Origin of the sequence: Bacillus sp. TH30 (assembly GCF_016650875.1) — a bacterium.
Lineage (GTDB): Bacteria > Bacillota > Bacilli > Bacillales > Bacillaceae_G > Bacillus_A > Bacillus_A mycoides.
Genome location: NZ_JAEKEY010000002.1, coordinates 3881755 through 3895542 on the forward strand (window position 1 = coordinate 3881755; position 13788 = coordinate 3895542).

16 protein-coding genes and 1 pseudogene are annotated in these 13788 nt (G+C 34.1%); 11 read left to right on the forward strand and 6 right to left on the reverse strand.

Annotated elements, in window-relative coordinates:
- Position 1 precedes the first annotated feature (1 nt).
- Both JFU20_RS22310 and JFU20_RS22315 read left to right on the forward strand, forming a co-directional pair.
- Positions 2-760 (forward strand): DUF1129 domain-containing protein, encoded by a 759-nt coding sequence (locus JFU20_RS22310; RefSeq protein ID WP_002014877.1) that lies wholly within the window; start codon positions 2-4, stop codon positions 758-760.
- Positions 761-780: 20 nt separating this feature from the next.
- Positions 781-1026, forward strand: coding sequence for a DNA-binding protein (locus tag JFU20_RS22315; protein WP_079998972.1), 246 nt, complete (start codon positions 781-783; stop codon positions 1024-1026).
- Between the two features lie 194 nt (positions 1027-1220).
- Here the strand turns inward: JFU20_RS22315 and JFU20_RS22320 are convergent, their stop codons facing one another.
- The gene (locus tag JFU20_RS22320) at positions 1221-1838 is read right to left on the reverse strand and encodes a hypothetical protein (RefSeq protein WP_002165130.1); all 618 of its coding nucleotides are present in this window, start codon (positions 1836-1838) and stop codon (positions 1221-1223) included.
- Between the two features lie 180 nt (positions 1839-2018).
- On the opposite strand from JFU20_RS22320, the gene JFU20_RS22325 reads away from it, so the two are divergent.
- The 3 genes from JFU20_RS22325 to JFU20_RS22335 all read left to right on the forward strand — a co-directional run bounded on the left by JFU20_RS22325 (position 2019) and on the right by JFU20_RS22335 (position 4184).
- Positions 2019-2312: a DUF3928 family protein gene (locus tag JFU20_RS22325; RefSeq protein ID WP_000288333.1), complete on the forward strand. Its 294-nt coding sequence runs from the start codon at positions 2019-2021 to the stop codon at positions 2310-2312.
- 107 nt (positions 2313-2419) lie between these two features.
- Positions 2420-2869 carry an NUDIX hydrolase gene (locus JFU20_RS22330; protein ID WP_002145954.1) on the forward strand — a complete coding sequence of 150 codons (450 nt, stop codon included), beginning with the start codon at positions 2420-2422 and terminating at the stop codon, positions 2867-2869.
- Between the two features lie 139 nt (positions 2870-3008).
- A complete protein-coding gene (locus tag JFU20_RS22335) occupies positions 3009-4184 on the forward strand; it encodes an acetyl-CoA C-acetyltransferase (protein WP_201038907.1) in 1176 nt (391 codons plus the stop codon).
- A gap of 53 nt (positions 4185-4237) precedes the next feature.
- Here JFU20_RS22335 and JFU20_RS22340 read toward each other — a convergent pair.
- From JFU20_RS22340 to JFU20_RS30600, 3 genes and pseudogenes are all read right to left on the reverse strand, one after another.
- Positions 4238-5568, reverse strand: a protein-coding gene (locus tag JFU20_RS22340) for an IS3 family transposase (RefSeq protein ID WP_201038429.1) whose coding sequence is annotated in 2 segments (ribosomal slippage) — positions 4238-5184 and positions 5184-5568 — 1332 coding nt in all. Because the reading frame shifts where the segments join, the coding sequence is not laid out codon by codon here.
- A 113-nt stretch (positions 5569-5681) separates the two neighbouring features.
- Positions 5682-6407: an AAA family ATPase gene (locus JFU20_RS22345; RefSeq protein ID WP_002165131.1), complete on the reverse strand. Its 726-nt coding sequence runs from the start codon at positions 6405-6407 to the stop codon at positions 5682-5684.
- 10 nt (positions 6408-6417) lie between these two features.
- Positions 6418-6676 (reverse strand): annotated as a pseudogene (locus JFU20_RS30600) (hypothetical protein).
- A 148-nt stretch (positions 6677-6824) separates the two neighbouring features.
- On the opposite strand from JFU20_RS30600, the gene JFU20_RS22350 reads away from it, so the two are divergent.
- Positions 6825-7553, forward strand: coding sequence for a DUF4184 family protein (locus JFU20_RS22350; protein WP_002014875.1), 729 nt, complete (start codon positions 6825-6827; stop codon positions 7551-7553).
- A gap of 188 nt (positions 7554-7741) precedes the next feature.
- A complete protein-coding gene (locus tag JFU20_RS22355) occupies positions 7742-8500 on the forward strand; it encodes a hypothetical protein (protein WP_002014797.1) in 759 nt (252 codons plus the stop codon).
- A gap of 45 nt (positions 8501-8545) precedes the next feature.
- Here JFU20_RS22355 and JFU20_RS22360 read toward each other — a convergent pair whose 3' ends face one another.
- Entirely contained in the window at positions 8546-8977 is a 432-nt protein-coding gene (locus JFU20_RS22360) for a DUF3997 domain-containing protein (RefSeq protein WP_002165132.1), read from the reverse strand.
- 131 nt (positions 8978-9108) lie between these two features.
- On the opposite strand from JFU20_RS22360, the gene JFU20_RS22365 reads away from it, so the two are divergent.
- The 3 genes from JFU20_RS22365 (at position 9109) to JFU20_RS22375 (ending at position 10498) form a co-directional block, all read left to right on the forward strand.
- Positions 9109-9564, forward strand: a complete 456-nt coding sequence (locus JFU20_RS22365; RefSeq protein ID WP_002014800.1) for an RDD family protein — start codon at positions 9109-9111, stop codon at positions 9562-9564.
- Between the two features lie 260 nt (positions 9565-9824).
- A complete protein-coding gene (locus tag JFU20_RS22370) occupies positions 9825-9923 on the forward strand; it encodes a hypothetical protein (protein ID WP_002145961.1) in 99 nt (32 codons plus the stop codon).
- Positions 9924-9988: 65 nt separating this feature from the next.
- Positions 9989-10498, forward strand: a complete 510-nt coding sequence (locus JFU20_RS22375) for an SDR family NAD(P)-dependent oxidoreductase (RefSeq protein WP_002014801.1) — start codon at positions 9989-9991, stop codon at positions 10496-10498.
- Positions 10499-10727: 229 nt separating this feature from the next.
- Here JFU20_RS22375 and JFU20_RS22380 read toward each other — a convergent pair whose 3' ends face one another.
- Positions 10728-11828, reverse strand: a complete 1101-nt coding sequence (locus tag JFU20_RS22380; RefSeq protein WP_002014802.1) for an ABC transporter ATP-binding protein — start codon at positions 11826-11828, stop codon at positions 10728-10730.
- Positions 11829-12105: 277 nt separating this feature from the next.
- Here JFU20_RS22380 and JFU20_RS22385 point away from each other — a divergent pair, with 277 nt between their 5' ends.
- Entirely contained in the window at positions 12106-13782 is a 1677-nt protein-coding gene (locus tag JFU20_RS22385; RefSeq protein WP_002014803.1) for a glycoside hydrolase family 13 protein, read from the forward strand.
- Positions 13783-13788: the final 6 nt, after the last annotated feature.

Genomic DNA, 13788 nt, shown 5'->3' on the forward strand with positions numbered 1-13788 from the left:
AGTGTTATCGAATGAAGCACAAAAATTTTTAGATGATACCCAAGGGTATTTACGTACGAAGGGCATTAGAGAAGCTGATATTATTTCTTTTATAGAAGATGCGGAAGTTCATTTAATAGAAGGAGAAAAGAGAGGGAAGAGTGTAAGTGATATATTTGGTCATGCTCCAAAAGAGTATGCAAATCAACTTGCGAAAGAGATGGAAGTTGATAAAAAAGGGAATTATAAATTATTGCTTTACTTTATTATAAATTTATTAGCATTCACGATGATGAAGAGTGTATTCTTTAGTGAAGCCGATCATCGCTTGTCTTATTCTTTAATTGAATTAATTGGATATCCAATTATGATTTTTGTAGGGATTGGTGTATTAATATGGGGGATGAGAACAGCAGTCTTTAAACATAAAAGAATTGAATTTTTAATTATGTATATAAGTGGTGCGATATGGTTTTTATCAATTTTCAGTATTGCATTATTAAATAATTTTTATGGTACAACATTTATTAAATTTACTGCTACAGAAAGCTTCATTCTTGTTGGAATAGTAGTTCTTTTTGCAGCTATTGCAAATATTAAATTTGGTGGTTGGTTTACTTTGTCGTATTTACTAGTTCCAATTGCATTAGAATATATATTTGTAATGATAGATTTATCGAGCATTAGTGGAATGTATGTGCAACAAATAATTCTTTTCATTGTTATTTATATGCTTTTAAAAATTCATATAAAATTAGAAAAAAGGGAAGTATACGAATAAAAAGAGAGAAAGAGTTATTTATATGTATATCGAGTAGTAGTTTTTTTAAGGTTAACTATATTGCTTTCACAAAAAGAATATATGATGACTATTTTGATACTGTATTAGATGACACATCAGCATATATGTTGTTCTTCGGGTTAATAGGAAAAGGGCTGCTTTGGATATGCAAAAAAGTATTTCCAAAGAAATATTATATTGGGATTTTTAGAGGGATTACATTTACTTTTAGTTGTATGTTTTTATCCCGCATTAACGGGCAGTAAAACTCCCATCTCAAAATTCGGATGGAGCAAAGAAGTTAGGTGGGAGATCAACTGCCCGTAAACGCCCGATTGGTTCAACTAATAATCAGTGGGGGATGAACAAAACCCCCACTGATTATAGTTTCACTTTATTTCTAGCAGCCGATATTTGGTTTGTTGATTGGAATATATTGTTTTAAACAGTAACAAGATCGTTACTGTTTTTTTCTTTGTAATAAGAGACTTTGTAAAGAGAGCGCTTTTTGTTCATTTGTTAATAATGAATTGATGTGAACCTGATCAGGACGAGGGACTATAGGGTACATAAGGTTTGAGGGAGAAGGGTGGTGTTCAGAACCAGTTGGAGAATGGGGATCTGCGTGCGTAAGTTTTCCATGAATTCGTCTTGTAAATAAAATGTGCCCAACTTCGTGAGCGAGGGTATATATGTTTTTCATTGGAGCGGCTGAGTTTGTTAGAACGATGTAACCAGTAAGTTGTTGTTGTTTCGCTAGAGAGTAAGCGCAAGCGATTACTGCGGTTTCTTTGAAATAATCACTGCCAATATAACAAATATAAAGGTCACATTCAGGAGCTTCGTTAACACAAGTTTGAAAAAAGGATGATAATTTTTCCTGACTTTGAATGGAGTTTTTATAACTAATTTCCCGATTAGAAAAACGGAAAAGTTCGTTTAGTACAATTACTTCTTTAATTTGAAATGTAATGGGATGCCAAATTGATTCTGCAACTGCTAAATCTTTTGCAATACGGTCGTCAGAAATATCGGCGCCTGGAGTAATGCAAACACATATATTAACGTATGAATCCATAAGGAACACCTCAAATGAAAAAATTCTTTCTATAATATATGTGGGGAAAGATTCTATGTATGGATAAACGCCTTGTTTATCGCACGAATATATATATATAATACAAGTCGAAAAAATTTCATAGTTCTATAACGTAGTATGGTCATCTTTTTGATATAGTAAAGAAAAGGGGGAGAATATATGTATACATTAAAAATCGTTTCAGACAGAGAAGCTCTTTATCAATTTGCGAGCTATGTAAGAGTTGTGCAAGGGGTTGAAGATGTATATGTAGAGGTGGGAGAACCTTTATATGAACATCCATTAATGAAGTTTTATGTACATATTACAATTGAAGAAACATATGATCAGCATAAAGCGTTACAAGAAATAGCTAGATTAGTAGAATTAGGGCGTTTTACGTATGTCCATTATAGCAATGAAGAAATTGAAGAAGCTTTTGAAGCTGTAAAATACGAAAGCTTTAAGAAATAACGGTAAAAAAAGGAAGCGAAAGCTTCCTTTTTTATTGAAAATTACAGCAACAAAAGGAAGAGAATTTTGTTATGATAAGGAAGGGTGAGGAAAGGAGAGTTTACATATTGGGGTATATTGAAGAGTTACGAAAAGTAGTTGGTACGAGACCACTTATTTTAGTAGGATCAGCAATTATTATATTAAATGATAATCAAGAAGTATTGCTTCAATATCGTTCAGATACATATGATTGGGGTGTGCCTGGCGGGGCAATGGAACTGGGAGAAACGACAGAAGAAACTGCTCGTAGAGAATTATTCGAGGAGACAGGGCTAAGTGCAAAAATAATGCAATTTCTTGGTGTTCTTTCAGGAAAGGAAGTTTATTTCCGTTATCCAAATGGAGATGAAATTTTTAATGTGATTCATCTGTATCAGGCACATCATGTAAGCGGAGAATTAAAGCTCGATCATGAAGGGTTACAACTTCAATATTTTCCAGTAGACAAGTTACCGAAATTGAATGAAACGACAGAGAAGATATTACAAAAATTCTTATACGCATTGACAGAATAGAAGGTTAATTCCTTCTATTTTTATTATATTAAATATTTTGATTTTTTGGTATGTTTATAGTATGATAATTTTAGACATACAACTTATGGGATTTCACCTAAAAACTTACTAGGGTACATAAGAGAGGGGCAAGTACAAAATGCATAATGTTGTCATTACAGCTGCAGTTCGTTCACCTATTGGAACTTTCGGAGGAGCACTAAAAAATATAACACCAGTAGAATTAGCTGTTCCTGTACTTCAGGAAGCTGTAAAAAGAGGCGGAGTAGAGCCACATGAAGTTGATGAAGTAATTTTAGGTCATTGTATTCAAAGAACTGATGAAGCAAATACAGCAAGAACAGCTGCATTAGCGGCAGGATTTCCTGACACAGTTACTGGTTATACAATTCAACGTCAATGTTCTTCAGGTATGCAAGCAATTATGTCTGCTGCAATGCAAATCCAATTAGGTGTAAGTGATATTGTTGTTGCAGGTGGAGTAGAAGCGATGAGTTCGAGCCCTTATGCATTGAAACAACACCGCTGGGGACAACGTCTACAGCACGGAGAAATTCGTGATACGGTGTGGGAAGTTTTAGAAGATCCGATTCACCATATTATGATGGGTGAAACAGCGGAAAATTTAGTTGAACAATATGAAATTACAAGAGAGGAACAAGATGAAGTTGCGCTTCGTAGTCATACATTAGCGCTGCAAGCGATGGAGTCTGGATACTTTGACGATCAAATTGTTCCTATTACAATAAAAGAACGTAGAAAAGAAGTTGTATTTGCGAAGGATGAACATCCACGTGCAGATATTACAGCTGAAAAATTAGCAGGATTAAAACCAGCTTTCCGTAAAGACGGGTCAGTAACTGCAGGGAATTCATCTGGTCTTAATGACGGAAGTGCAGTTCTAGTATTAATGAGCGAAGAAAAAGCAAAAGAAAAAGGCTTACAACCGTTAGCTCGAATTGTTGGATATTCAGTAGCAGGTGTAGATCCGAAAATTATGGGTATTGGACCAGCACCAGCAATTCGCAAAGGATTAGAAAAAGTAGAGTGGTCATTAGAAGATGCAGACTTACTTGAAATTAATGAAGCTTTCGCTGCACAATATTTAGCTGTAGAGAAAGGGTTAGGGTTAGACCGTGAGAAAGTGAATGTAAACGGTAGTGGTGTAGGACTTGGACATCCAATTGGTTGTACAGGAGCTCGTATTACGGTAAGTTTAATTCACGAATTAAAAAGACGTGGATTAGAGAAAGGTATTGCCTCTCTATGCGTTGGAGGCGGTATTGGAGTAGCTTTATTTATAGAAGCATTATAAAAAAGAGGCAGCGATTTAATCTGTACCCTTTGTAAAGGACATTTTGAAAAAAGTTAGGCAACATCAAGAAGATGATTTCTGTATCCAACAGGAGTCATCTTTTTTAAATTCCATTGATATCTATAGTGATTATAGTACGTCATATATTTCTTAATCTCTTGTTTCAACTCAGTAAAAGACTCGCAAGGTTTTATATGTGCTTCATCTTTCAGATGACCAAAAAATGATTCTTGTGGAGCGTTATCCCAACAGTTCCCTCTTCTTGACATAGATTGTCCGAGCTTTAGCTTTTTGACTAATTTTTGGTAGGTAGGGCTTGTGTAGTGGGCTCCTTGATCTGAATGAATATATGCACCTTCAGTCAATCGAATCCTCTTATTCCGTTTTAGTTTATGAAGAGTTGTTATTACGAGGTCTAATGTCATCTGTTCTGAAACATGGTAAGCTAAAATTTCATTGGTTGAGCCGTCTAAAATTGTAGATAAATAAGCTCTTTTATTCTTACCGTAAACTAAATAAGTGATATCTGTAAGAAGCGTTTTTCCTGGGGTGTTTTGTTTAAATTCTCGATTTAATTGATTCGGCACTACTCGATGTTCTTTTGAAGCTTTCAGCATTCTTTTATAAGGATTTGCTTTCCGAATCGGACAGACAATCTCATATTTTTTCATGATTCTACGGATACGCTTTAAATTGTAGACAACTTGAAAATGACCCACCAATGTCATTTTTATTTGACGAGCCCCTTTCTTTCGATTTCTAAATCGAAGTGCTTTTAATATGATTTCTTTCACGATTTCATCTTGATTGTTCTTTTGTTTCCGTTGTTCTTGAGATGAAATGGAAAAATAATTATAGTATCCCGAACGGGATACACCAGCTACTTTACACAAATAACTCACCATATTTCTTAAGTTATATTTTATGATGACAGAACGAATCAGGATATATTTCTGACTAGGTGATAAAGTTATTTCCTTCTCATCCTCCCTTCCATAAGTTTGATCTTTTTTAACAATTCATTTTCTGCCTTTAGTAAGTTCCGTTCGGCTTCTAAACGAGCATACTTCTCTTCTAACGTAAGCTCTCTCTCAAGAGTTCTTCCCGCGTTTTGGCGTGTATCTCGCAAACCAAATACACCATTTTTTCTGTAAGCAGCACGCCATCTACTTCCTGATGACATAATTCGTTTCATTCCAATCATATCTATATCAAAACCACATTCTTCAAAAATATTTCGAGGTAGTTTTCCTTTCTCATTTTCCTCAATAAAAATACGCTTAAATTCATCTGTATAAGTGATACCTTTCTGACTTACAGATTTTATGTAGGGGTTATTTGATAGAATTTGAATGTCTCTTTCTGTAAATAGCTTTTTTGTCATTTTGAACTTTCTCCGATCCCAATTTTCTCTCATTATACAAGAAATACCCTATAGAATAGACTTTTTTTTCAGTGTCTATTCTATAGGGTACATTTTAATTGCTGCCTCTTTTTTTATGACTCAAATAAGTGATGAAATAATCGATCGCGATTTTCAAAGAAAAGTTTCGTCGTTTGGTAATGCTCAGTTTCTTCTAATGTAGATTCGTGAATCCCTTCTTGAGTTAAAGAGTATATAGTAGATTCAGGATAAGCCATTAAAATGGGAGAATGCGTTGCGATAACAAATTGTGAACCTTGTTCCGCTAGTTCGTGCATTCGAATAAGCATAGAAAGTTGCCTCATTGGTGATAGAGCGGCCTCAGGCTCATCTAAAATGTATAAACCTTGTCCTGAAAAACGATTCATAAATAATGAGAAGAAGGATTCGCCGTGTGATTGTTCGTGAAGTGAAACGCCGCCATAAGATTTTATAGCATCTATTTCATCGATATAAGAAGCAACGTTATAAAATGATTCAGCGCGAAGAAAGAAACCGTCGTTTGGTGTATTGAAACTTTTTGAAATTCGAAGATATTCATGTAAAGATGAATGGGAATCGTTTGTGCTAAAACGGAAATTCTTCGTTCCACCTTCTGCATTAAAACCTAAAGCAATTGCAATTGCTTCCAGTAATGTTGATTTACCTGTCCCATTCTCTCCAATAATGAATGTTACATTTGGGTGGAAAGCTAGTGATTGCAAAGTTCGAATAGCGGGTAGACAGTAAGGATATGCGGAAAAGCTAGGGATATTTTCTTTTTTTAATGTGACATTTTTTAAAAAGGGTACGTCAATCAATATATAAACCTCAATTCATAACGGATTTTGATTCTAAAAAAGCGGCAAATACTAATGTAAGACAACTTGCTAGTAATATTGTATATTGAAGTGCGCCAAAACCGAGCCCTTCCCAGCTGAAAGCCATTCTCTTTCCTATAAAAATGATAAGAACGCTCATAAATCCATATATATTTTATAATTTTGTAGTGCTTCCATATAAAGAATCCGATGTATGTACTTAAAAACAATATAAACAAAACAAGAAAAAAGACAAGTGTTAATGACACGTGAACACCTCCTTATTTTCTGAATATTTTATGTGGATTATAACACGTAAACTATCATATTCCAATGTGAAAATAAACATTGCATCAAGATTAATTCTCTCGTTATGATAGATGGTATTCTATTAGAAATATGAAGAGGAGTATTAATATGCCGTTTACATTTGCACATCCAGCAGCTGTTCTCCCTTTTGCTAAGAAACATTCTAGTTATATTTCGGTGACGGCTCTTATATTGGGTAGTATGGCACCTGATTTTGAATATTTTTTATATTTTAGGCCATACGGTATTATTGGCCATACATGGGCTGGTTTCTTCTATTTGAATTTACCACTCGTTTTTTTATTAGCATATGCATATCATCGTATTTTAAAAGGACCGTTTATAACACATTTACCTAAGCCTTTTGCTAGTTACTATAAATATGTAGTAGATGCGAAGTGGGGGCTATATACTTGGAAGAATTTTTTTGTATTTTGCTATTCAGCTTTATTCGGTATGGTGACGCATGTCGTTTGGGATGCTTTTACTCATAAGACAGGCTATTTTGTTATGAAGATGCCGCTGTTACAGAAAGAAGTATATAGTATTCCAATTTATAAATTTTCACAGCATGGGAGTACGTGTTTTGGTCTACTATTACTAATGTATGTACTATGGAAATATAGGAGGGAAACTGATCAAGATACTAGTTTAACTTCGGAAAAAAAGAAATATTGGGCTGCATCTATCGTTGTGGCGGCCATTATATTTATCGTTCACGCGTTATTAGACCCCTATTTTCATATTTTCCAAATAGGAGGTATAATAGTATCTGGACTGACAAGTTCGTTTTGTGGACTTCTTATTGTTTCTATAGTTTACAAATCAAGGGACTAATTTACCCCGCATTAACGGGCAGTAGGACTCCCACCTCAAAATTCGGCAGGAGCAAAGAAGTTAGGTGGGAGATCAACTGCCCGTAAAAGCCCGATTGGTTCAACTAATAATCAGTGGGGGATGGACAAAACCCCCACTGATTAAAGTTTCACTTTATATTAATGAATGATAGTGTTAGGAGAAATTAAATGATGAAAGCATGGAAAAGTATTTTTGTTTTATGCAGTTTTCTTCTTATGTTAAGTGGTTGCTTCCAGCAAGAAGAAAAGAAGGCAGAACCTAAAAAGAAAGAATCTATTCCTGAAACAAAAGAGTATGGTGGGCGTGAGCTTAAAAAAGTAGGGCAAAAGGTGAAAGAAAAAGGATGGGGGACTTTTGAATTAGAACAGATTCATTCTGTGAATCAGACATTTGAAGTAGCCCCAATGAAAATTCACGTACAAGACGTTAAAGTTATCTCATTATCACAAATGAGCAAAGATGCAAAAAATACATTGAAAGTGTATACTGCATTAACTCCTGAAGAAGTAAAGCGTAGATTGGGAGATAAAGTGAGTCAAGAAGATGCTGAATTATATGCATCGTTAAGTGGAACAGAGATTAGCGATACGATTCGGTATGTTGAAATTACATATAAGGTAGAAAATAGTGGGAATAAGAACATGCAATTTTTCTCTATGAATGATGTTACTATAAATGACAAACAACATTTTAATGTAGCGACTCAAAACTTTTTATATGATGAAGATACGCTCGTTGGTACGAAGAGTGTTTCAAGAGAAGATTATAAGCCTGGTGAGACACGAGAAGGAATTATCGGTTTAATACTTGATGATGGAAAAGAAAAAGTAAAGGATATTAAGTTTACGACAGATGATTTAGCAACAGGAGACACAAATGAAGCTGTTAAAGAACCGCAAACTTTTAATATTTCACTCTCTAAATAAAGTGTCTTTATAATAATTTAAGAAAAAACAGTCAGCATAAAAAAGTTATGCTGACTGTTTTTTTAGCTCTTTCACATATGAATCTACACTTTGAAAAGGTACTGTAATTTTAAAAGCATCTTTTTGCTCGTTAAATTGTTTTTCATTATAAGGACCGAATCGTTTATTATGCTTTACATCGATAATCCAATAATGTTCACTTTTTTTATTTGTAATTGCTGCGTCAGGATTATTTGGATCTGATTTTTCCTCAATTTGTTTTGTGATAATGTATTTATCGTCCCAAGCAATTTCTGTAATTTTTGCAGGGATGTATTGTGTAGCATATACAGCATCCTGCGAGGGGAAAAGTTCAAATGCATCTCCAGAAGTATGTATGAGTTCATATTCATCGTTAATTGTATAAGCTAAATGGTTTGTATTGCCTGTACAACCTGTTAACAAGAGTGCGGCAAATAGGATTATCCATCTTTTCAATATGGGAACCTCCTTTACAATGCTGTTGTAACACATTGTACAAGAAAAGTAAGCGAAACGCCAGTTTACAATGTTTTTTAGAAGTGGTACGATGAAACGGGTAAAGAAGGATATGAAGGAGTCGACACAAAATGAAGTTAAAGATGCATCGTCCAGCGCTTGTAATGAATCGCATAGGTGCTTCCCTTATTGACATGTTTTTAATCTCAGTTACATACGGTGCAGTAGTAGCTATTATTACCGGAAACTATAGTGCTATTTTCAATCGTTTTAATATAAGTTTAGGTGACTATAGATACGACCTTACACTTGTTTTCGTATTAATGGCTATAAATTTTATTGTGTTACCTTTTCTTTGGAACGGTTCTACACTTGGTAAAAAGGTAACAAGAACAAAAATAATCTCGTTAACAAGTGAAAAACTAACGTTACAAACATTGATAATACGATTTTTGGTATTATTATTACCAAGCATATTATTACTTGGAGTTCCATTAATATGCAATGTATATATGATGTTATTCCGCAAAGATAATTGTGGCTTCCATGATTTAATTGCAAAGACGAAAGTGATGAGTCTTGTATAATTAATATTTAAATTATAGGTGCTACTAATGAAATAAGACTTTTTATTGTTTGTATATAAAAAGTCTTATTTTTAATTTCGTAAAAAATTTGATTATATAGGGAGGATATCTCCTATATAGTACCTTCCATATTACTGAAGGATGTTTAAAGAAGCGGTAGCTAATTCAAACACCCTATTTCCGTTTTGAATAGATTGAAAATTAAGAGAATGGTATGATGGATATAAATAATATCGTTATATAACAAAGGGGGATTTGCAATGACTGGAGGTAGCTTAATATTTTGGGGAATTCTTATTTTTATTGGTTTAACCTTCGATCAGTATAATAGTAAGAAAAAAAAAGAAACAAACAAGTAATCGCTTACAAGTTGTCGAGTTAACTTTTCCTGCTTGCAGACTAATCTAATAAAGGAGTATACTGAATGACGGTAAGACTTATAGAAGGGGTAATGAAAATGAAGCTTGCAGGAAAAGTTGCCATTGTAACTGGCGGTGGCATCGGTATTGGACGTAGTACAGCTCTTTTGTTGGCTCAGCAAGGCGCAAAAGTAATTGTGACGGACATTGATCAAGAAAGTGGACAAGCAACAGTAGAGGAAATTACGGATCTAGGCGGAGAGGCACTTTTTGTATCCTATGATATGGGAAAGCAAGGAGATTGGCAACGCGTTATCAGTTTTGCGATGGAAGCATATAGTCGTATTGATATGCTTTTTCAAAATGCTGGTTTATATAAAATAGATTCTATATTTTCTCACCAACAAGAGAACGATTCCAATGCACTTTGTATTAATGACGTTTGGATAGAGATAAAACAATTAACGTCATCTTTTATGAAACAGCAAGAAGAAGTGGTGCTCAGTGACTTACCGATTTTCGGTATTATTAGCACGAGAGGACAATCATTTCATACAATAGAAGCCCTAGTATAATAATGAAAAACCGCCCTCAGTATATATGTGGACGGTTTTTTTGTGTGTATTTTCAGCCATTCTAATTTCTTATCGTATAAGTAGCAACTATACAGAATACAAGTGATTTCGTATCCACTATTTTTTTGTTTTAATTTGGAACGGGGTAGGAAGAGGATTTGACCGTTTCTATGCATGGCTAGGTTCTCTTTTCTACCTAAAAAAGAAGGTGTTGTATTTGCATGTATACTTAGCGAATACGTTGTTCGGTTTGGCTATCAAAGAAATGTGCTTTATTCATATCAAAAGCAAGTTTAATTTGGTCACCAGGTGAAAAAGTATGTCTTGCATCAACACGTGCTGCAAAATCTTGATTTCCAAGTTTCATATATATAATGGATTCAGCCCCTAACAACTCTGCAACTTCAATTTTTGTTGTGAAAGTAGTAGATTGTGAAGCTTCTAAAAATAATAGTTCATCATGAATATCTTCTGGACGAATACCTAAAACAATTTCTTTATTTACATAGCCTTGTTCGCGTAATAACTTCATTTTTCCTTCAGATACTTTAATCTTTAGTGAACTGTCTATAACGAAATCGGTTTCAGTTAATTTTCCACGGAAGAAATTCATTGCGGGTGAACCGATAAAACCACCAACGAAAATATTTTCAGGTGTTTCATATACTTCTTTTGGAGTTCCAATTTGTTGGATTTTGCCGTCTTTCATAACAACAAGACGTGAAGCCATTGTCATTGCCTCAGTTTGATCATGTGTTACATAAATTGTCGTTGTACCAAGACGGTGGTGTAATTTAGAAATTTCTGATCGCATTGCAACACGTAGTTTAGCGTCTAAGTTTGATAAGGGTTCATCCATTAAGAAGACTTTTGCGTCTCGAACAATTGCTCTACCTAATGCAACACGTTGACGTTGTCCACCTGATAAAGCTTTCGGTTTTCTATCTAAATATTGTTCAAGCCCTAATATTTGAGCTGCATGTTTCACTCGACGGTCGATTTCATCTTTCGGTATTTTTCGAAGTTTTAATCCAAATGCCATATTATCATACACACTCATATGTGGATAAAGAGCGTAGTTTTGGAAGACCATTGCGATATCTCGATCTTTTGGAGGAACATCGTTCATTAGCTTACCATCAATTGAAAATTCTCCTTTTGAAATATCTTCAAGTCCAGCTACCATTCGTAGTGTTGTAGATTTTCCACAGCCAGAAGGACCAACGAATACGATAAATTCTTTATCTTGAATGTGTAAATTAAAATCTGTTACGGCTGTTACGTTATTATCATATATTTTATAAATATTTTCTAATTTAAGTTCTGCCATGATATTTCCCCCTAGAAAGTTTATGCAAACGTTTTCTTTGAATTTATTATAAACGAATAGATTCAAAAAAGAAATAAAAACACTATAAAAAAATAAAACGTTTTCATTATCCCTATGAATATATAATAAGTTCCACATGTTTTATTAGAAAAAGAAAATAAATATTGTAAGCGCTATTTTAAATTTGGATAGAATCTGTTATCATTCAGTAATGAAAACGTTTGCGCCTTAAAAAAAGAAAAAAGAATCAATAGTATAGATGAAATGGGGTAGCATAATGGGAAAACAATGGTGGAAAGAAAGTGTAGTATATCAAATTTATCCTCGTAGTTTTATGGATAGTAATGGTGATGGTATAGGTGATCTTCGTGGTATTCTTGCGAAGCTAGACTACTTAAAAGAATTAGGTATTGATGTAATTTGGTTATCACCAGTCTATGAATCTCCAAACGATGATAATGGTTACGATATAAGTGATTATTGTAAAATTATGAACGAGTTCGGAACAATGGAAGATTGGGATGAACTATTACATGAAATGCATAAACGTAATATGAAACTTATGATGGACTTAGTTGTTAATCATACTTCAGATGAACATAATTGGTTTATTGAATCATGTAAATCGAAAGATAATAAATATAGAGACTATTATATATGGCGCCCTGGAAAAGAAGGGAAAGAGCCGAATAACTGGGGAGCAGCATTTAGTGGATCTGCATGGCAATATGATGAAATGACAGATGAATATTATTTGCATCTGTTTTCTAAAAAACAGCCAGATTTAAACTGGGATAATGAAAAGGTAAGACAAGATGTTTATGACATGATGAAGTTTTGGTTAGAAAAAGGAATTGATGGGTTCCGTATGGATGTTATTAATTTTATTTCTAAAGAAGATGGCTTACCATCTGTTGAAACGGATGAAGAAGGATATGTTTCAGGGCATAAACATTTTATGAACGGTCCGAATATTCATAAGTATTTGCATGAAATGAATGAAGACGTATTGTCTCAGTATGACATTATGACGGTTGGGGAAATGCCTGGTGTAACGACAGAAGAGGCTAAATTGTATACAGGGGAAGCTAGAAAAGAACTGCAAATGGTATTCCAATTTGAACATATGGATTTAGATTCCGGAGAAGGCGGGAAATGGGATGTAAAACCATGCTCACTCCTTACTTTGAAACAAAATTTAACAAAGTGGCAAAAAGCATTAGAACAAACAGGATGGAATAGCCTTTATTGGAATAACCATGATCAGCCTCGCGTTGTATCTCGTTTTGGTAATGATGGGGTTTATCATACTGAATCAGCAAAAATGTTAGCGACAGTACTTCATATGATGAAAGGGACACCATATATTTATCAAGGAGAAGAAATCGGAATGACAAATGTTCGATTTGAATCAATTGATGAATATCGAGATATTGAAACACTAAATATGTATAAAGAAAAAGTTATAGAGCGCGGCGAAGATATCGATAAAGTGATGCAGTCTATATATATAAAGGGCCGAGATAATGCTAGAACTCCGATGCAGTGGGATGATAGAGAACATGCTGGATTCACAACGGGTGAGCCTTGGATTGCGGTAAACCCTAACTACAAAGAGATTAATGTGAAACATGCGATCCAAGATGAAGAATCGATTTTTTATTACTATAAAAAATTGATTGAATTACGTAAAAACAATGAAATAGTTGTGTATGGAACATATGATTTAATATTAGATAATAACCCTGCTATTTTTGCTTACGTAAGAACATATGGAGACGAAAAACTTCTTGTCATTGCAAACTTTACTTCGGGTGAATGTGTATTTGAATTACCTGAGGACATTAGTTATAGTGAATTGGAGTTATTAATACACAATTACGACGTGGAAATCGGATCGATAGACAACATTACATTACGTCCGTATGAAGCAATGGTATTCAAATTGAAATAAGAAAAA